We start from the raw sequence: 19,172 nt of genomic DNA, 5'->3' as shown, positions 1-19,172 counted from the left end.
CGCCGCGGCCCGCAGCGTCCATCGCCACGTCCCACCGCTTCCGGCACGCCACCACGGATGCCACTAGCGCCAATCGGTTTGCTATGGAAACCTATTGGCATGACTTCCGATGCGGTTCGTGTCGCCGGTGACCCCCACCGGCTGTTGGCTGATGCGCGCGGCCTCGCGCGCCGGGTTCGTCTCGCCCAACGGGTGACGTGGTTGCCGCTGCTGGTGCTGGCGTTGGTGACGTTCGGGGCGATCCCCGCCTACCAGTACGGCCACCCCGTCGTCAGCAACTGCAAGACGGTGGACGGCGGGCAGGTGTGCAAGGTGTGGGAGCCGGCCGCGCAGTTCTACTGGCTGGCAGCCGCAGTCCTGGCGTACGCGGTGATCGCCGGCGGGTACCTGCGGGTGGCCCGGGCCCGGGGGGTGGACGCCCGGGTCCTGCCGTACGTGCTCACCGGGGTCGTGCTCTCGATCGTGCCGTTCGCCGCCATCGCCGCCGGCGCCGGGGCCTGGATCGTCCGCGACCCGCAGGCGCTCCTCGATCCCTCCACCTCCGTCCAGGTACTGTTCCGGTTGCTCACGCCGACCGGCGCGATCGGGCTGGCCCTGCTGGTGCTGGCCTGGCTGGAGCGGCACGTCGCGCTGCTGTTGTTCGCCCTCGGATACCTGGCGGTGGTGTTGGTGCCGATCGACTTCCGCTGGGGAGCCCACTGGAGTGGCCGGTGGGAGGACGTGCCGATGCTGGTCGTCAGCGGCGGCGTGCTCCTGCTGGGCAGTGCCGGTTTCGCGCTGGCGCAACGGCTGCGGCAGCCCCGGTGACCGGCTCCGTCGACACCCCGGCACCCGACGAGACCGAAGCCCCGCATCCGGCCACCGGGCTCGACGACGTGGTGCACCAGCGGATCCGGCTCGGCATCCTTACCATCGCGCACGAGGCCCGCCGGGTGGAGTTCGGCTTTCTGCGTACCCAGTTGGAGCTGACCGCCGGCAACCTCTCCAAGCACCTGGGGGTGCTGGAGACGGCCGGCCTGGTCCAGATCGAGAAGGGTTACGCCGGACGCCGCGGCCGGACCTGGATCTCGCTCACCGCCGCCGGTGACGCCGCACTGGCCGAAGAGATCACGCGGCTGAAACAGCTCATCGCCCGCGTCGACACGACGAACGGGCAGTAGCCGCACCGGCCAGAACCCCGACCGAGACGAGGATCTGGGACCGAAAGCGGAACGCCCGGTGAGTCCTGACGGACTCACCGGGCGTTCCCACATGTCACGAGCGGTGGCGGCGGGATTTGAACCCGCGGAGGGCGTAAACCCTCACACGCTTTCGAGGCGTGCTCCTTAGGCCACTCGGACACGCCACCGCCGAGAAGGGTACAGGACCACCGGCCCGGACGCCGAACCGGTATGCCGCCGGTCGGCCTGGCAGGATCCCTGTCATGAGTGTGCACATCGGCGCGAAGCCGGGAGAGATCGCCGAACGGGTCCTGCTGCCGGGCGACCCGCTGCGGGCCAAGTGGATCGCGGAAACCTACCTCGAGGACGCCACGTGCTACTCGACGGTTCGGGGCATGCTGGGCTTCACCGGCCGGTGGAACGGCGTCGAGGTCTCCGTCCAGGGCTCCGGCATGGGCATGCCGTCCGCCTCGATCTACGCCCACGAGCTGATCAACGAGTACGGCGTCCGGTCGCTGATCCGGGTCGGTTCCTGCGGTGCCATCAGCCCGGACCTGCAACTGCGCGACGTGCTCGCCGCGAACGGCTCGGCCACCGACTCGAACATGAACCGGGTGCGCTTCGACGGGCTCATCGACTACGCCCCGGTCGCCGACTTCGGGCTGCTGCGCACCTCGGTCGAGATCGCCGAGCGGCGCGGCGTACCGATGCGGGTGGGGCCGGTGCTGGCGGCGGACGCCTTCTACACCGACCGGCCGGACCTCTACGACCGGCTCGCCGACTACGGCGTGCTGGCGGTCGAGATGGAGTCGGCGGCGCTCTACACGATCGCCGCGCGGTTCCGGGCCCGCGCCCTGACCGTGCTCACCGTCAGCGACCACATCAAGACCGGCGAGAAGACCGCCTCCGCCGAGCGGGAGAACACCTTCTCCCAGATGGCCGAGATCGCCCTCGACACCATCGTGGCCTGACCACCGCGGTGGTGGCAGGGGGCCCTTCCGGCGTCGAGGGTCCCCTGCCACCGCGCTGACGCAGCACGCCCCTCTCAGCGGAAGAAGGCGCGCAGCAGGGCGGCGGACTCGGTTTCGAGGACGCCGCCGTACACCTCGGGGCGGTGGTTGAGCCGACGGTCGCGCAGCACGTCCCAGAGTGAACCGGCCGCCCCGGTCTTCGGCTCCCAGGCCCCGAAGACCACCGTCGACACCCGGGCCAGCACCAGCGCGCCCGCGCACATCGTGCACGGTTCCAGGGTCACCACCAGGGTGCAGCCGTCCAGCCGCCAGCGGCCGAGCCGCTGCGCTCCCCGGCGCAGGGCCAGCACCTCGGCGTGCGCGGTCGGGTCGCCGGTGAGTTCCCGCTCGTTGCGGCCGACGGCCAGTTCGACGCCGTCCGGGCCGTAGAGCACCGCACCGACCGGCACGTCGTCCGGGCCGACCGGGGCGTCGTCGACGCCGACCGGGGCGTCGTCGACGCCGTCCAGGTCGTCGAGCACCGCGTCGACCGGGACGACCGTCGGGGTGTCCGGGCCGGTGACGGCGACCGTCAGCGCACGGCGCATCCACAACTCGTGGCGCTGCCGCCGGCCGACACCGCCCGGGTCGGCCAGCCCCTCCTCCGGTCCCGGTCCGACCCGGCCGACGTACCCGGGTGTGGGTTGGCCCGGCCGGACGGTTTCCAGCGCCGGGTCGGTGGCATCCGCCGGCTCACCACCGGCGGCACGGGGAAGCCCGGCGGCAGAGGAGGGCTCGGCGACGCGGGGAAGCCCGGCGGGGAGACGTGCGGGGTCGGCGGCGGGCGACCCACCGTCGGGAGGCGGCTCGTTCACACCTCGCGCATCTCCTCGACCTCGTCGGCGCAGCCGAGCACCTGGCACACCTCGGCGGTGACGTCGGCGGGGAGCATCCCTTCCCGGGCACAGAGGGCGATCAGCCGCTGCGCGGGGATGCCCAGGTCGGCGAGGAGATCGGCGTCCCCGACCGGATCGGCCTCGGGGTCGACCGCCGGCTGGTCGCTCTCCCCGCTGCCGGTCGTCCGCCGTGCCTCGCCGACGTCGTCGAGGTCGGATGCCTTCAGGTCGCCGACCAGCACCGACCCGAGCCAGGACTCCTCGGCGTACGCCGAGTCGGAGCCGAAGACCCGCAGGTCCACTCCCTCGTCCAGGCGCAGCACCACCAGGTACGCGTCGTCGGCCTCGACGAAGAGCAACGACAGGTCGGCGTCGGGCTCGACGTCCCGCAGGCGCTCGGCCACCTCGTCGAGATCGGTGACGCCCCGCAGGTTCACCTCGGCGGCGGTCCAGCCGCCCGCGTCCCGTACCGCAGCCGCGGCGAAGTACGACACTGTCCCCCCTGACTACCCGGCACCGCGTGCCGACCCGTTACGCGTGCACGGTAGCCGGTCGCATCGGTGGGTGGTCGGTCAACGCCCCGATGAGGCGGACGATCCCCGGGAAAGTCGCGCCGCTCCGGTCAGCCGGCGACCCGGCGGCGGGTGGCGATGAGCTGGCGCAGCCGCTCACTGCGTACCCGCTGCGGTCGCTCCCGCTGGCGGACCGCTCTGGCCCCGGCCAGTTCCGCGAGGAGCTGCAGGCGTCGGCGGCTGCGGTCGGGGTCGAGCCGCTGGGTGGTCCAGGCCATAACGCGAGGGTGGCCCAGTCCTGTCAGGTACGTCAAGACGCGCTTCGGAGTGCAGCGGAGCGACCACGCAACGCTGACCGCAGCAGCCCGCTGGGCCGGTTGCCCGCCGCCGTCACCAGAGCGGCCAGTTCCCGCTGCCCGCCCAGCTCGCCACCACCACGGCCACGGCGATGCTCCAGCCCCCGGCGGTGACGATCGCCACGCCGGTGCCCGCCCCCCGGTCCCCGAAGCGGACCAGCACCAGGGCGACGACCCAGGCGACGAGGCCGGCGCCGGCCGTCCACCAGACGTAGCCGCGCAGATCCCCGCCGAGCAGGCCGAAGAAGAGCAGCCAGGCGGCACCGACCGCGCCACCGGCGGCGACGCCGCTGCCGGTGACCGGATGCGGCTCACGGTAGGTCGGGCGGACGGGGCGTCCGGAGGGGAAGAGACCCGACGGGGTACGCCCCACCGGGTGCCCCACGCCCGGCGCGGGCGGCGGGCCGGGTTGCCAGGTCATCGCCGTCGATCCTCCCCGGGCCCGGCGGGCCCCCTCCCACCGTAGTGGTCTGTCAGGATGGTCGGGTGTTGCCGCGACTGATCGGGTACGGACCCACGCGGCCGATGGTGCTGCTGCTGCTCGTGCCGGTGCTGCTGGCCGGGTGCGCGACCACCCGGCCGACGTCCGCCCCACCGGGACCGGTCGGGTCGTGGTCGCCGACCGGCCCCGTCACGGCGACGCAGCCGGCGGCCACCGGGAGCCCGACGGCCCGTCCCGCACCGTCCCGTACCGGCCTGCGGTACGCCTTCCCGGTGCGGTCCCGCAAGGTCGGCTACCACCCGACCCACTCGGCGTACCCGGGCACGGACATCTTCGCCGACTGCGGCGAGCCGGTCGTCGCGGTGACCGACGGCGAGATCCTCGAGGTGAGCCGGGTGGACCGCTTCGACCCGCAGGGGCCGAGGGGGCCGTACAACGGCGGTCTCTCCGTCTCGCTGCTCGGCGACGACGGCGTGCGGTACTACGGCTCCCACCTGAGCGTGGTCGCCGACGGGGTGGCCGCCGGGGTCCGGGTCCGGACCGGGCAGCAACTCGGGCTGGTGGGCCGGACGGGCAACGCGAACAACGTCTGCCACCTGCACTTCGGCATCTCGCCGCCGTGCACCGGAAAGGACGGCTGGTGGATCCGGCGGGGCGTGGTCTGGCCGGCGCGCTATCTCGACGCCTGGCGGCGGGGGGTGCACCGGGAGCCCGCCGCCGAGGTGCGCACGTGGCACCGCAAGCACGGCTGTCCACCCGCTCCGACCTCGGCCAACTGACCGCCCACTCAGGCGCTTAACGGGTAGGACACATTGACGAGTGTTGCCTTGTCGGCTACCGTCCGAGCGAGAGAGCGCTCTCACAGCACCCTTTCCCCCCATTTCTGACAAGCGCCCCGGAGTCGGCCAAACCGGCGTCGGACGCGCGATGGAGGCCCGATGAAACCTCCCGTCCCCCACCGCCCGCTGGCGCTGGCCGCGGCGACAGCCCTGGCCGTCCTCGTCGGCGGCCTGGCCGTCAGCGTCACCACCCCCGCCGAGGCCGCCACCGTCGGCCGGGGCAGCTACACCACCGACCCGGTCGGCCCGCTCCCCGCCGGCTGTGGGCAGATGTCCACCAACCCCCGCCAGTTCGTCACCGCCAACGCCCCCAGCGGCCCGGTGCCCACCAACGACTGGTGGTCGTCCCTGCTCTGGAAGAAGACCAACTGCGCGTTCAGCGAGCCGCTGCACGCGCACCCGATCTCGTTCGCCACGCTCACCGACGGCCTCGGCTTCTCGGCCACCTCCACCCCGGTCATCACCGGCACCGCGACCGGGGTCGGCGAGTTCAAGTACCCGTACCAGGAGGACATCCGGGTCGGGGTCGCCGGGCTCGCCGCACCGAACGTCAAGGTCGACGGCTGGACCGACTGGACGGTCAGCCCGCACTGGAGCGACGGCACCCGCACCCTGCGGGCCACCATCGGCCACGGCCTGCCGTTCACCTACCTCCAGACCGGCGGCGGCGACGCGGTGGTCAACGCGACCGGCGGCAGCCCCACCGTCTGGTCGAACAGCGGCAGCACCATCGGTTTCACCGTCCGCGGCAACAACTACGTCGCGTACGCCCCGACCGGTGCGACCTGGACGGTCAGCGGCACCCGGATCTCGTCCAACCTGGCCGGCCGGGGCTACTTCTCGGTCGCCCTGCTGCCGCAGACCAGTGACACGACGGCCCGCGCCTCGCTCGCCGCCACCTACGGCCAGTACGCGCACGCCCACGTCACCGGCACCCGGGTCTCCTACAGCTACGACCAGGCCACCAGCACGGTCCAGACGACGTACGCGTTCACCACCACCGCCCGCGAGGGCAGCGCCAACCGGACCGTGGTCAGCCTCTACCCGCACCACTGGAAGTCGCTGGCCGGATCCACCCCGATCGCCCAGACCTACCCGTCGGCCCGGGGCCGGATGAAGGTGCTCACCGGCGTCAACCAGTTCCAGACGTCGATGAAGTTCCACGGGGTGATGCCGGAACTGCCCGCCGTCGCCACCGGCAGCGGCAGCGACCTGACCACCCTGCGCAACCACCTCGCCGCCGTCCGGGGCAACCCGATGGACCAGCGGGGCAACGACACCTACTGGACCGGCAAGGGCCTCGGCCGGGCGGCCCGGATCGCCGAGATCGCCGACCTGGTCGGTGACATCGACACCCGCACCGCCGCGCTGAACGCCATCCGCAGCACCCTCACCGAGTGGTTCACCGCCTCGGCGGGCAAGACCGAGCGGCTGTTCTACTACGACCGCAACTGGGGCACGCTGATCGGTTACCCGGCGTCGTACGGGTCCGACCAGGAACTCAACGACCACCACTTCCACTACGGGTACTACATCGCCGCCGCCGCGACGCTGGCCAAGTTCGACCCGACCTGGGCCCGTGCGGACCAGTACGGCGGCATGGTCGACCTGCTGATCCGGGACGCCAACAACTACGTCCGCAGCGACACCCGCTTCCCGTACCTGCGGGACTTCGACATCTACGCCGGCCACGACTGGGCCTCCGGGCACGGCTCGTTCGCCTCCGGCAACAACCAGGAGTCCTCGTCGGAGGGAATGAACTTCGCCAACGCCCTGATCCAGTGGGGTCAGGCCACCGGCGACACCGCCGTCCGGGACGCCGGCATCTGGATGTACACCACCCAGGCGGCGGCGATCAACGAGTACTGGTTCGACGTCGACAACGAGAACTTCCCGGCCGCGTTCGGCCACTCCACGGTCGGCATGGTCTGGGGCGACGGCGGCGCGTACGCCACCTGGTTCAGCGCCGACCCGGAGATGATCCAGGGCATCAACATGCTCCCGGTCACCGGTGGTCACCTGTACATGGGCTACCGGCCGGCGTACAACTCGACGAACTACGCCGAACTGGTCCGCAACAACGGCGGTGAGCCCACCGTCTGGCAGGACATCCTCTGGCAGTTCCTCGCACTCGGCGACCCGGACGCGGCCCTGGCCAAACTCCGCGCCAACCCCGGTTACACCCCCGAGGAGGGCGAGAGCAGGGCGCACACCTTCCACTGGGTACGCAACCTCGCCGCCCTGGGCAACGTCGACCGGACGGTCACCGCGAACCACCCGCTCGCGGCGGTGTTCGTCCGCAACGGCGCCCGCACCTACGTGGCGAGCAACATCAGTTCCTCCCCGATCACCGTCCGCTTCTCCAACGGCACCTCGCTCAACGTGGCGGCGGGCAAGACGGCCACCACCGGGGCGCACACCTGGAGCGGCGGCAACGCCGGCGGCGGAGTGAACCCGACTCCCACGCCGACCGCGACGCCCACGTCCAGCCCGACCCCGACCCCCACCCCGACCGGCACGCCGGGCTCCCCGACCCGCTACCTGCTCGCCGGGGGCGGTCTCGCGGGCGCCGGCACGGCGGGCACCGCCTCGATCGCCGCCGCGAACGGCAACCACGACGGACGACCGACCAACGCGCTGGTCTTCACCGCGACCGGCGTCAACCTCACCTACCAGGGGGGCAACAGCAGCTTCGACCTCTTCCTCGACGCCGGCACGGCGGTCGGCAACGGTGTGCAGCTGCGCGCCTCGTACGACCTGACCGGTGACGGCACCTTCGAGCGGGTGGAGACCTTCCGCTACTTCGCCACCGACCCGGTCCAGGGATACGAGCACTACACCCAGAACCAGGGCCTTCTCACGGCCACCGGCAGCCACGGCAACCTGCGCAACGGCACCGTGAAGCTGGAGGTCTGGTCGGCCATCGGCGGAAACCCGACCACCCTCGGTGTGGGCAACCAGTCGGTCCTCCGGCTCCCCCACGCCTGATCGGCGTACCAACCGGCCCGGGGGCCGTCGTGGCGCTGGCCACGACGGCCCCCGGTTCCGTCGGCCCCGCCGACCAGGGGGAGGACCGTCCCCGCGATGCAAGGAAGAGGACCGTCCCCGCGATGTCAGGGAGAGGACCGTCCCGCCGATCTCCGGGGGACGACCGCGCCGCCGGCATCCGGGGGGACGGCCGCCCCCGCCGTATCCGGGGGACGACCGGCCCGACGAGCGCGACCCGCCCGCGAGGCAGGGCGGAAGGACGGGCGCAACCCGGAACGGGGGCGTAGGTTCGCAGGGTGAGCCGGGATCCCGTCGCCGACCTGCGCCGCGTCGCGTTCCTGCTGGAACGGGCGAACGAGGCCACCTACCGGGTACGCGCGTTCCGCTCCGCGGCCACGACCCTCGCCGCCCTGCCCGCCGGGGAACTGGCCGAACGGGCCCGCACCGGCAGGCTCACCGAGCTGACCGGGGTCGGTGACGTCACCGCCCGCTGCGTGGTCGAGTCGCTGGCCGGCGAGGAGCCGGTCTACCTGCGCCGGCTGGCCGCCACCGAGGGCACCGACCTGGACGCCACCGCCACCGAGCTGCGTACGGCGCTGCGCGGCGACTGCCACACCCACTCCGACTGGTCCGACGGCGGGTCGCCGATCGAGGAGATGGCCCTCGCCGCAGCGGAACTGGGCCACGAGTACCTGGTGCTCACCGACCACTCGCCCCGGCTCACGGTCGCCCGGGGGCTGACCGCCGACCGGCTGCGCCGCCAGCTCGACCACGTGGCGCACCTCAACGACGCGCTGCCGGAGGGGTTCCGGATCCTCACCGGGATCGAGGTGGACATCCTCGCCGACGGCTCGCTCGACCAGTCCGACGAGCTGCTGGCCCGGCTGGACGTGGTGGTCGGCTCGGTGCACAGTGGCCTGAACGACGACCGGGCGAGGATGACCCGACGGATGCTCGCCGCCGTCGCCAACCCGCACCTGGACATCCTCGGTCACTGCACCGGGCGGATGGTGTCGTCCCGACCGGCCGGGGTGAAGGGGCCGGGCGACCGGGCGCACCGGGCGCGTACCCGGCCGGAGAGCGACTTCGACGCCGACGCGGTCTTCGCCGCCTGCGCCGAGCACGGCAAGGCCGTCGAGATCAACTCGCGGCCGGAGCGGCAGGACCCGCCGAAGCGGCTGATCCGACGTGCCCTGGAGGCCGGCTGCGTCTTCGCCGTGAACACCGACGCGCACGCCCCGGGACAGCTCGACTGGCAACGGTTCGGCTGTGAACGGGCCGCCCGGTGCGGGGTGCCCGCCGACCGGGTGGTGAACACCCGGTCGGCCGACGAGTTGGTGGCCTGGGCACGGAGCCACGACCCCACCTGAGGACCCGCCGGGCGTACCGAACCCCGGCCCGGTGGGGCGTCAGTGCGGGGCGGCCACGGTGGGAGCGGCCGGCGCGGCGGGCGCCTCGGCGACGGGCACCGCCCGGTACGGCCACCGGACGACGCCCTGCGACACCGCCACCCCGAGCAGCACGACCAGCGCCCCGACCGGCTGGTGCCAGGTGGGCGTCTCGTCGAGGGCCAACGCGCCGATGAGCACCGCGAAGACCGGGATCAGGTAGGTGACCGTGGATGCCGCACTCGCGCCGATCAACCGGATGTTGTGCATGTTGATCACGAAGGCCAGCCCGGTGCCGAGGGCCCCGAGCGCCAGCACGCTGCCCAGCACGTCCCAGGAGAGCGCGCTGGGCTCGGGCGGTGCCCCCGCCACCAGCGGGGCCACCACCGCCAGTTGGACGGTGGCGATCAGCAACTGCGCCGCGGACAGGGCCAGCCCCGACTCGGCGCGGCCCGCGACGAACCGCTTCTGGTACGGGATGGCCATGCCGTAGCAGGCTGCCGCGCCGAAGCACATCAGTTGCCCGGTGAAGGTGGCGCCACCGATGCCCTGCCAGACCCCGAGCACCACCAGCACCCCGGCGAAGCCCAACCCGAGGCCGACGGCCCGCCGCGTGGTCAACCGCTCGGTCCGGAACACCAGCACCGCCAGCGGCAGCACGACCAGCGGGGTGGTGGCGTTCCAGATGCCGGCCAGCATCGACGGGATCCGCTGCTCGCCGTAGCCGAAGAGGGTGAACGGGAGCGCCACGCCGAACGCGGCCACCACCGTGAGGTGCAGCCAGAGCCGACGGTCCCGGGGAAGCCGGTCGCGGAGCACGGCGAGCACCAGGAGGAGGGTCAGCGCCCCGGTGGCGACCCGTCCCAGGGTGACGTAGAGCGGGTGCAGCTCCCGGATCCCGATCTTGATGAACAGGAAACTGGAGCCCCAGATCGCCGCGAGCAGCACGAACCCGGGAAGCCAGCTGCGCAGGGGCGCCCGGTCAGGGGTGGAGTCCGGTGTCACTCCTGACACTCTGCCCCAGCCCCCCGACATTGTCCGCCGCTACCCGGTCACCGTGTCGCGCGTCACCGCAACCTGCCGACAGTGGTGGCGGTGACCAGCGGGCACGCCGGAAAGAAGGTCGACAGTCGGGGCAGCCGGTCACGTAGGGTTCCCCCGTGGGACGAATCGACGACCTCGCGAACCGGTACGTGGTGGAGTGGGCCGCACTCAATCCGGCCGGTGCCACCTACGCCGGCATCGCCGGCCATGACGACCGCCTCGACGACCTGACGCCGGACGGCTACGCCGCCCGCGCCGAGCTGGACCGGCGCACCCTGGCCGAACTGGACGTCATCGAGCCGGACACGCTGGCGGAGCGGACGGCCAAGGAGGCCATGCAGGAGCGACTGGGCCTGACCCTGGCCCGGTACGACGCGGGCGAGGAGACCAGCGCGATCAACGTGATCGCCAGCGGCCTGCACGACCTCCGCTCGGTCTTCGACCTGATGCCGACCGAGGGCGAGGAGGCGTTGGCGAACGTCGCCACCCGGCTCCAGCAGTTCGCCGGGGCACTGGAGGGCTACAAGACCACGTTGCGCGAGGCGGCCGACGCCGGCCACGTCTCCTCCCGTACCCAGATGGTCGAGGTCGCCAAGCAGTGCGACATCTGGACCGATCCGGACGGCGACGACTTCTTCCACGGCCTGGTCGAGCGGCTCGGTGCCGACGGCAGGCTCGGCGCCGACCTGCGCCGGGGCGCGGCGGCTGCCACCGCGGCGACGGCCGAGTTCGGCCGGTTCCTCCGCACCGAGTTGGCCCCGCGCGGGCGGGAGAAGCAGGCCGCCGGCCGGGAGCGCTACGCCCTGGCCTCCCAGTACTTCCTCGGCGCGAAGATCGACCTGGACGAGACGTACGCCTGGGGCTTCGAGGAACTGGCCCGCCTGGAGGCCGACATGCGGACGGCGGCCGGCCGGATCGTCGGTCCCGGGGCGACCGTCGACGAGGCGGTGGCCGCACTGGACGCCGACCCGGCCCGCACCATCCAGGGCAAGGAGGCGTTCCGGGACTGGATGCAGGCCCTCGCCGACCGGGCCGTCGACGAGCTGCACGGCACCCACTTCGACATCCCCGAGCAGGTACGCCGCATCGAGTGCCGCCTCGCCCCGACCAGTGACGGCGGCATCTACTACACCGGCCCCAGCGAGGACTTCTCCCGGCCCGGTCGGATGTGGTGGGCCGTGCCGCAGGGCGTCACCGACTTCTCCACCTGGCGCGAGGTGACCACGGTCTACCACGAGGGCGTGCCGGGCCACCACCTCCAGGTCGGGCAGACCGCCGTCCGGGCCGAGCTGCTCAACCGCTGGCAGCGGCTGCTCTGCTGGGTTTCCGGTCACGGTGAGGGCTGGGCACTCTACGCCGAACGCCTGATGGACGAGCTGGGTTACCTGGCGGACCCGGGTGACCGGCTCGGCATGCTCGACGCGCAGGCGTTCCGGGCAGCCCGGGTCATCGTCGACATCGGCATGCACCTGGAACTGGAGATCCCCCGGGACAACCCGTTCGGCTTCCGGCCGGGTGAGCGCTGGACGCCGGAGCTGGGCTGGGAGTTCATGCGCGCGCACTGCCGGGTGCCCGACGAGAACCTGCGCTTCGAGCTGAACCGCTACCTGGGCTGGCCGGGGCAGGCCCCGTCGTACAAGGTCGGTGAGCGGATCTGGCTCCAGGCCAGGGACGAGGCGAAGACCCGCAAGGGCGCCGAGTTCGACCTGCGGGAGTTCCACCGGCAGGCGCTCGACCTGGGCGCGCTCGGACTCGACCCGCTGCGCCGGGCGCTCGCCCGCCTCTGAGCATCGGCGGCGACCGGGGCGGCGGAGACGTCCGGCCCGGTCGCCGGCCGGTTCACGGCAGGGTCAGCCGGAGCGGTTCGTCGCCGGTGGTGAGCACGTCACAGTCGACGTAGGCCAGGTCCATCACCGGGTCCTGGAAGACGAGCTGCGGCGCGGTGATCGGGATGCCGTCCGGGAACGGCAGGTCCGGCGTGAGCGTGACGGTGACCAGGCCGGGGCCGCCGAGCAGGGTGAGCCGACCGGTGAACCGGGTGGCGTAGAAGGCCACGTCGCCGTCGACGGTGAGCTGGTCGGTGGCGTACCGCAACGGACGCCCGGCGGTTCCGGTCGACTGGAGCGCGAAGTCGTCGGTGACCGCCCGGCGCATGCTGAACTTCAACGCGCGCAGCGTGCCGTCGACGGTCCGCAGGTCGACGACCCCCTCGAAGCGGATCCCGGTCATCACCACCTTCGAGCCGGTGAGCTTCGACGGCGTGCCCACCGTGGGCTGTCCCGGCTCGGCGTCGATCCGGGGCAGCGGCCTGCCCGGCTGGACCGGACCGGGCTGCTCCGGGTCGTCGGGGTCGTCCGGGGTGGGGGTCGCGCAGGTCGGCGGGGTGGTGGACGTCCCGGCCGGGGCGGGACGCGCCGTGGGCGTTCCGCCGGGGGCGGTGCCCGGGGTGGCCGCGACCGGTGCCGGGATCGGCGCCGGCCGCGCTCGGGCGTCGTCTCCGGTCCGGAGGTTCCCGGTCGCCCCGACGACGTCGGTGGCCGGGGTGGCGTCGGGTGCGGCGGGCGTGACCGGGCCGTCGTCCGATCCGGCGGGCGTGGTCGGGAGAGCCGTACCGGGGTCGGGGTCGGGCGTGTCGTCGCCGGAGGTGGCGGACGGGTCCGGCGCGCCGGACGGAGCCGACGCGGTCGGGGTCGGGCTGGACGGAGCCGACGCGGTCGGGGTCGGGCCGGACGTGGCCGGCGCGGTCGGGGTCGGGCAGGCGGACCCGGCCGGCGCGGCCCGCACCGCCGTCGGGCCGTTCAGGCCGAGCAGGCCGGCCACACCGAGGCTGAGCAGGGCCACCGCCCCGGCGAGGAACCGGGGATCGCGGGGGGAGAGCCCGGCCTCCCGCTCGACGGGCATGATCTCGTCGACCAGGGTCCGGTCCCGGTCGTCGGTCTCCGGCGGGTTCGCCGGTCCCGGCCCGACCGACGGCACACCGACGGACGGCGCGACAGCGGACGGCGCGACGGCGGGCAGCGGCCCGGCGGACGCCGCCTCCCGGGCCGGGGCGGCGGGTGCACGGGCGGGGACCCAGGCGAAGCCGAGTGCGCTGCCGACCATGCCCAGCACCAGGCCGACGAAGAAGCCGCCGAGGTTGACCCCGATCAGCGAGAACAGGGCGGTGACCGCCGCGACGACGGCGTAGAACATCCGGTGCTGCGGGGTGAACCACATGAACATCCCGCAGGCCACCAGGACGGTGGGGATCACCCAGGAGAGAAACCCGGTCGGTCCCATCTGGAACGTCAGGCCGCCGAGGCTCATCTGGGTGGTGCCGAAGATCTGCACACCGGCCAGGGCGGTCAGCAGTCCGCCCCAGAACGGTCGGCTCCGCCGCCACCGGTGGAACCTTCCCCTTGCCTGGGTGAACCCGCCCGGACGGGCATGCTGCGGGTCCGCGCTTGTCACGTGCGCCTCCTGGGCGGCTCTGGTGGTGGGGGCCGGAGGGGACGGGCCGTGGGGCCCACGGCGGTGTCCGCGTGGGCCCCGGCGTCACCTCAGAAGCACTCCCTGGCCTCGGCGCCGACGTTCACCTTCAGCTTGAGCCCGGTGAGGGTGAAGGTGCCGGCGCTGGTCGAGCGGGCCACCTGCTTCAGGTCGTTGATCACCACGCTGTCCGCGCTCTGCCCGAACGACTTCGGCGTGGCCTTCCCGTTCAGGTCGGTGGCGTCCCGTCCGATCTTGATATTCGAGAAGGTGGCGTCGCCCTCCAGCGAGTCCATGTCGATCAGCAGCCCATCGGCGGTGGCCGGGGTGCCGCCACCACCGGCGTTGATGGTGAGCACGATCGGCATGTTCGGGATCTTCACCGACTGGCAGAGGTTGTGGAGCTTGGCCCTGGTGATCTCCGAGACGGCGACCGGGTGGGCGGTGCCGTCCTTCTCCTCGACCATGCCGCCGTACTGCTTGAAGCCGTCGCCCTCCAGCTTGGAGGCGCTGACCTTGAACGTCTGTCCGGAAACGGCGAAGGACGCCGCGATGGCACCGTTCGCCATCCCGACGACGATGGCACCGGCGACGACGGTGGTGGGCACCAGCATGGCGGCGAACCGACGCCAGCGCACGCCGCCCTGGGTCGGGGAGTCGGTCGATTCCTGCACGGGTCCTCCTCGAGAGGGGTCACCGGACGCGGGGCGGCGCCGGGACTGCGGGGGGAGCACCACGCGGCGCCACGGGACCCACTGTGCTGCTGGCCGTGCGCAGCGTGCGGATTGGATGGTCGCGCGTGGCGACGGACGTCACAAGGCCCTTGCTACCCGCCGGTAACTCTGCCGTGACATCGAAGATCGCAATTCCCTTACCGGCGGTGAGAACGTGCCGGCACCCGCACCGGGCAAACCACTCCGATTGCCACAGGGCGCCTCCACCGACCTCACCATCGGTAGTCGTTCCATTGACAGGTCACATTTTGGAAACGGCTGCCTGACAAACCGCTGAGGGTGATCGACGACCACCCGTCCGGGGGATGGACCACGGCCGTCCGGTAGTGATCATTCGCCTGCCGCCACCCAGTCGTGCAGCAACCGCCGGTCGATCGCGTCCGGCCGGCCCAGCGCCCGCCCGTCGGCCAGCCACCCACGTAGCTCGGTCCGGGAGAACCAGCGCGCCTCCCGCAACTCCACCCCGTCGACCCGGAACCGGTCCGACGTCGCGACCGCGCGGAACCCCACCATCAGCCCCGCCGGGAAGGGCCAGGCCTGCGACCCCTGGTAGGACATCTCCCGCACCGACACCCCGGCCTCCTCGGCCAGCTCCCGGCGCACCGCGTCCTCCAGGCTCTCGCCCACCTCCACGAATCCGGCCAGCGTCGACCAGCCCTCCGGTCCCGCACCGGCGTGCCGGGCCAGCAGGCACCGGGCGGGCGGCTCGGGCGCCTCGACCAGCACGATGACCGCCGGCTCGATCCGGGGGAAGAGCACCCGACCGCAATCCGTACCGGCACACCGCCGGGCGTGCCCACCCGACACAGGGGCCGTCACCGCCCCGCAGGCTCCGCAGAACCGCTGCTGCCGGTGCCAGTGCAGCAGACCCCTGGCGTACGCCTGGAGAGCCGCCTCGGCCGCGCTCAGCGCCCCCACGATCGCCCGTACGTCCACCGTCGCGTCCGCACCCGCCAGGGTCAACGCCCGTGCCTCGGTCAGCTCCGAGAGATCTGCGGCGAAGACCGCCCCGCCACTGCCGAGACACCCGGCACCGGGCCTCCCGGCCCCGGCCGGGGTGACGTCGGGCACCACCTCGACCCGGTCGTCGACACCGAGGAAGACCACCTCGCCGGCCTCGGCGAGCAGCCCGGCGGCGTCGGGGGCCGGCACCCTTACCGGCCGGGTGCCCCCACCCGTCACCAGGCAGCGGTCCCGCCAGAGCACCAGGACCCCGGTGTCCGGCGCGCGCAGCAACGACTCCAGCCACCCCGCGTCGTCACGCCGCGCCCCGGCCCGGTCCAGCCAGCCGCCACCGTAGGTCGATCCGCCGCCGTCGCTCCGCATCCCGTCACCGTGCCATGACCGAGGGCACCGGCGCGATCCGGAGCGACACGCGTACCGACCTGCGTGGTGATGCGCACTGCCGAAGGCCCCTCGGCGTTGGTTACCGTAGTCGTTCACCGGGGAGTTCCCCGCTCCCCCCGTGGTACGTCCGATCGAGGTTCTGCCTGTGACTCTGTACGGCGACAAGCTGCCTCCCGCCGACGACCGGCCGACCGTCCAGGTCACCGCGGTCACCTGGCCCGCCACCGACGCCGGGCCGCCCCCGCCTGCCGCCGGGCCGGCCCCCGCCGGTCCGGCACCGGATCCGGCCGCTCCCCCCTCCCGCCCGCGACGACGGCGACAGGTGGTGCTCGCCGCCGGGCTGGCGACCGTACTGCTCGCCGCCGGGGCCGGCGCGAGCGGTTACGCGTACGCCGGTGAGGTCCCGCGCGGCACCACCGTCCTCGGCACCGAGGTGGGCGGCAAGAGCCGGGCGGATGCGGCCCGGGCGCTCCGGGCCGAACTGGACCGCCGGGCCGTCACACTCACCGCTCCCGTGCCGGTACGCGTCGGCGACCGGACCACCGAGATCAGGCCGGCCGACGTCGGGCTGACGGTGGACGTGGACGCGACCGTGGCGGCGGCCGTCGAGGCCCAGGCCGCCCCGCTCAGCCGCCTCTTCGGCTCCCGTACGGTCGAGCCGGTGGTGACGGTCGACGCCGCCCGGCTCGAGACCGTGCTGGAGGCGGCGGTCGGCCCGCAGGGCCGCAAGATGACCATGCCGAAGATCACCTACAGCGGCACCACCCCGAAAAAGGTCCACCCGAAGCCCGCCCTCACCGTCGACGGGCAGGCCTCCGCCGAGGCGGTGCGCGCGGGCTGGCTCAGCGCCGAGCCGGTAACCGTTCCGCTGGTCGAGAAGCACCCGGCGACCACCGCCGAGGAGGTCGACCGCCTGGTGACCGAGCTGGCCGCGCCCGCGGTCGCCGCGCCGGTCACGCTGACCACCGACAAGGGGTCGGTGACCATCCCGCCGAAGGCGATCGCGCGGAGCCTCAGCTTTCCCGCCGACAAGACCGGCAAGCTCACTCCCAAACTCGACGTCAAGAAGCTCCGGGCCGCGCTGGGCGGCAAGCTGGCCGCCATCGAGGTGGAACCCCAGGACGCCGCGATGACGTTGGCCGGCGGGAGGCCGAAGGCCGTCCCGAGCCGTGCCGGACAGCGCCTCGACGACGCCGCCCTGAGCCGCGACCTGCTCGCCGTACTGCCGAAGGCCGACGGCCGCACGGTCAACGGGGTGCTCAAGCCGGTCGAGGCCGACCTGACCACCGAGGAGGTCACCCAGCTCGGCATCAAGGAGCGGGTGTCCAGCTTCACCACCCACTTCACCGGTGGTCTCTCCTCGTCCCGCAGCAAGAACATCGTCCAGATCGCCAAGGACGTCGACGGCACGGTGGTCCAGCCGGGCGAGACGTTCTCCCTCAACGGTCACACCGGTGAGCGCAGCTACCAGCAGGGTTACCACGACGCGCCGGTCATCATGAACGGGAAGCTCGTACCCGGCGTCGGCGGTGGGACGTCCCAGTTCACCACCACCCTGTTCAACGCCATCTACTACGCCGGCCTGGAGGACGTCGAACACAAGCCGCACTCGTACTGGTTCAGCCGGTACCCCGCGGTGATCGAGTCGACGATCTTCTACCCGGACCTGGACTTCAAGTTCCGCAACAACACCCCGCACGGGGTCATGATCGACACCTCGTACACGTCGGGTTCGGTGACCGTGGCGATCTGGGGCACCAAGATGTACGACAGCGTGCGGACCGAGTACAGCCCACGGCGGAACATCACCAGGCCCAAGGTCGTCCACCTGGAGCCAGGACCGTCCTGCATCGCCACCAACGGCATCGACGGCTTCACCCAGGACGCCTACCGGGTCATCCGTAAGGACGGCAAGGTGGTGAAGCGGGAGAAGTTCACCTGGACCTACCAGGCCGAGCCGCGCTTCGTCTGCGGACCGTAGCAACGCCACGTCCTCGGGAACGCCCGCACACGACGCCCCGCCGGCCCTGCACCGGCGGGGCGTCTCCCGTTTCCGGGACGCGTTGCTCCCGCCGGGCCCGCCTCGACGGCGCCTCGGACGTCGCGTCCCGACGCCGGTGACGTGGCGGCGCGTCGCTCCCGCCCGCGCCCGGACGCCTCAGCGCTCCCCGGGACGCCTCAGGGCCGGGCCTCGGCCAGTCCCTGCCGTACGCCGTCGGCGTCCCGGTCGGTTCCGTAGACCGGGGTGTCCGGCTGCTGCCGCCAGCTCTCGTCCAGGGTCCCGGCATCCACCGGGTCGAACCCGAGCGCGTCGACGACCTCCATCACGAGCCGCTTCGCCTCCTGGTCGTCCCCGGCCACCGGGAGGGCGATCCGGTCCGGGGCACCGGCCGGACTGCCCTTCTCCAGCAGGTGTCGCGCCTGGATGTTGTTGAACGCCTTGACCACCCGGGCGCCCTTGAGGAAGTCGGCCGTCCAGCGGCTGGAGGTGAGGCTCCGATCCGCGATGTCCGGCACGTCCCCGTCCCGTTGGGGGTAGTAGTTGTTGGCATCGACGACCACCCGGCCCTCGAAGGCCGAGGCGGGCAGCTGCGGTACGACCTTCAGTGGCACCGCCACCACCACGAGGTCCCCGCTGCGGGCCGCCTGTTCCACGGTGCCCGGGGTCGCCCCGGTCTCCTCGGCCAGGTCACGCAGCGAGTCGGGCCCGCGCGAGTTCGCCACCGTCACGTCGTGGCCCAGGTCGCGCAGCCGCCGGGTCAGGGTGCCACCGATGTGGCCCGAGCCGATGATGCCGATCCTCATGAGCGCTCTCTCCTACCTCCGCCGGTACGGCGGTACGGGTCGGGACAGAGAGCAGATACCCCGGAGGGTCAGGGTGATTCCCCCAGGAAACGACACTTCTTTCGGGCAACGCAACGAGGGCCACCCCGATAACGGGGTGGCCCTCGTGAAAGAAGTCCGGCGGTGTCCTACTCTCCCACACCCTCACGAGTGCAGTACCATCGGCGCTGGAGGGCTTAGCTTCCGGGTTCGGAATGTGACCGG

General features: G+C 72.6%; 17 protein-coding genes, 1 tRNA gene and 1 rRNA gene. 8 read left to right on the top strand and 11 right to left on the bottom strand.

Annotation, left to right across the window (positions count from 1 at the left end; translation table 11 throughout):
- The first annotated feature begins 192 nt into the window (after positions 1–192).
- Together AB0F58_RS06310 and AB0F58_RS06305 are read left to right on the top strand one after the other, a co-directional pair.
- A complete protein-coding gene (locus AB0F58_RS06310) occupies positions 193–807 on the top strand; it encodes a hypothetical protein (protein ID WP_357138827.1) in 615 nt (204 codons plus the stop codon).
- Entirely contained in the window at positions 804–1,160 is a 357-nt protein-coding gene (locus AB0F58_RS06305) for a transcriptional regulator (RefSeq protein ID WP_357138824.1), read from the top strand. The genes AB0F58_RS06310 and AB0F58_RS06305 overlap by 4 nt, the downstream gene beginning before the upstream one ends.
- A gap of 101 nt (positions 1,161–1,261) precedes the next feature.
- Here the strand turns inward: AB0F58_RS06305 and AB0F58_RS06300 are convergent.
- Positions 1,262–1,348 (bottom strand) — tRNA-Ser (locus AB0F58_RS06300).
- Positions 1,349–1,423: 75 nt separating this feature from the next.
- Between AB0F58_RS06300 and deoD the strand changes: the two genes are divergently transcribed.
- Positions 1,424–2,131, top strand: a complete 708-nt coding sequence (deoD, locus tag AB0F58_RS06295) for a purine-nucleoside phosphorylase (protein WP_357138821.1) — start codon at positions 1,424–1,426, stop codon at positions 2,129–2,131.
- Positions 2,132–2,205: 74 nt separating this feature from the next.
- Here deoD and AB0F58_RS06290 read toward each other — a convergent pair whose 3' ends face one another.
- The 4 genes from AB0F58_RS06290 to AB0F58_RS06275 form a co-directional block, all read right to left on the bottom strand.
- Positions 2,206–2,718 carry a nucleoside deaminase gene (locus AB0F58_RS06290; RefSeq protein ID WP_357140357.1) on the bottom strand — a complete coding sequence of 171 codons (513 nt, stop codon included), beginning with the start codon at positions 2,716–2,718 and terminating at the stop codon, positions 2,206–2,208.
- Between the two features lie 263 nt (positions 2,719–2,981).
- A complete protein-coding gene (locus AB0F58_RS06285) occupies positions 2,982–3,500 on the bottom strand; it encodes a tRNA adenosine deaminase-associated protein (protein WP_357138818.1) in 519 nt (172 codons plus the stop codon).
- Positions 3,501–3,628: 128 nt separating this feature from the next.
- Positions 3,629–3,796 carry a hypothetical protein gene (locus AB0F58_RS06280; protein ID WP_357138815.1) on the bottom strand — a complete coding sequence of 56 codons (168 nt, stop codon included), beginning with the start codon at positions 3,794–3,796 and terminating at the stop codon, positions 3,629–3,631.
- A gap of 112 nt (positions 3,797–3,908) precedes the next feature.
- Positions 3,909–4,295: a hypothetical protein gene (locus tag AB0F58_RS06275; protein WP_357138813.1), complete on the bottom strand. Its 387-nt coding sequence runs from the start codon at positions 4,293–4,295 to the stop codon at positions 3,909–3,911.
- A 104-nt stretch (positions 4,296–4,399) separates the two neighbouring features.
- On the opposite strand from AB0F58_RS06275, the gene AB0F58_RS06270 reads away from it, so the two are divergent.
- The 3 genes from AB0F58_RS06270 to AB0F58_RS06260 all read left to right on the top strand — a co-directional run bounded on the left by AB0F58_RS06270 (position 4,400) and on the right by AB0F58_RS06260 (position 9,513).
- A complete protein-coding gene (locus tag AB0F58_RS06270; RefSeq protein WP_357140354.1) occupies positions 4,400–5,095 on the top strand; it encodes a M23 family metallopeptidase in 696 nt (231 codons plus the stop codon).
- A gap of 159 nt (positions 5,096–5,254) precedes the next feature.
- Entirely contained in the window at positions 5,255–8,143 is a 2,889-nt protein-coding gene (locus AB0F58_RS06265) for a glycosyl hydrolase (RefSeq protein WP_357138810.1), read from the top strand.
- Between the two features lie 296 nt (positions 8,144–8,439).
- Positions 8,440–9,513, top strand: coding sequence for a PHP domain-containing protein (locus AB0F58_RS06260; protein WP_357138807.1), 1,074 nt, complete (start codon positions 8,440–8,442; stop codon positions 9,511–9,513).
- A 39-nt stretch (positions 9,514–9,552) separates the two neighbouring features.
- On the opposite strand, the gene AB0F58_RS06255 is transcribed toward AB0F58_RS06260, so the two are convergent.
- On the bottom strand, positions 9,553–10,536 hold the full coding sequence (locus AB0F58_RS06255; RefSeq protein ID WP_357138804.1) for a DMT family transporter: 984 nt from the start codon (positions 10,534–10,536) through the stop codon (positions 9,553–9,555).
- 155 nt (positions 10,537–10,691) lie between these two features.
- Here AB0F58_RS06255 and AB0F58_RS06250 point away from each other — a divergent pair, with 155 nt between their 5' ends.
- Entirely contained in the window at positions 10,692–12,362 is a 1,671-nt protein-coding gene (locus tag AB0F58_RS06250) for a DUF885 domain-containing protein (protein WP_357138801.1), read from the top strand.
- Between the two features lie 52 nt (positions 12,363–12,414).
- On the opposite strand, the gene AB0F58_RS06245 is transcribed toward AB0F58_RS06250, so the two are convergent.
- The 3 genes from AB0F58_RS06245 to nudC form a co-directional block, all read right to left on the bottom strand.
- Positions 12,415–14,025 (bottom strand): DUF6114 domain-containing protein, encoded by a 1,611-nt coding sequence (locus AB0F58_RS06245; RefSeq protein ID WP_357138798.1) that lies wholly within the window; start codon positions 14,023–14,025, stop codon positions 12,415–12,417.
- A gap of 89 nt (positions 14,026–14,114) precedes the next feature.
- The gene (locus AB0F58_RS06240; RefSeq protein WP_357138795.1) at positions 14,115–14,717 is read right to left on the bottom strand and encodes a DUF6230 family protein; all 603 of its coding nucleotides are present in this window, start codon (positions 14,715–14,717) and stop codon (positions 14,115–14,117) included.
- Positions 14,718–15,107: 390 nt separating this feature from the next.
- Positions 15,108–16,103 (bottom strand): NAD(+) diphosphatase, encoded by a 996-nt coding sequence (nudC, locus tag AB0F58_RS06235; RefSeq protein ID WP_357138792.1) that lies wholly within the window; start codon positions 16,101–16,103, stop codon positions 15,108–15,110.
- A gap of 160 nt (positions 16,104–16,263) precedes the next feature.
- Here nudC and AB0F58_RS06230 point away from each other — a divergent pair, with 160 nt between their 5' ends.
- A complete protein-coding gene (locus AB0F58_RS06230; RefSeq protein ID WP_357140352.1) occupies positions 16,264–18,105 on the top strand; it encodes a VanW family protein in 1,842 nt (613 codons plus the stop codon).
- A gap of 197 nt (positions 18,106–18,302) precedes the next feature.
- Here the strand turns inward: AB0F58_RS06230 and AB0F58_RS06225 are convergent, their stop codons facing one another.
- Together AB0F58_RS06225 and rrf are read right to left on the bottom strand one after the other, a co-directional pair.
- Positions 18,303–18,929, bottom strand: coding sequence for an NAD(P)-binding domain-containing protein (locus AB0F58_RS06225; protein ID WP_357138789.1), 627 nt, complete (start codon positions 18,927–18,929; stop codon positions 18,303–18,305).
- Between the two features lie 154 nt (positions 18,930–19,083).
- Positions 19,084–19,172 (bottom strand): 5S ribosomal RNA (gene rrf / locus AB0F58_RS06220); the annotation flags it as partial.

The sequence above is a fragment of the Micromonospora sp. NPDC023956 genome (assembly GCF_040639195.1).
Classification (GTDB): domain Bacteria; phylum Actinomycetota; class Actinomycetes; order Mycobacteriales; family Micromonosporaceae; genus Micromonospora.
The sequence above is the reverse complement of the archived record's forward strand: the minus strand, read 5'-3'. Positions and strand labels throughout refer to the sequence as shown.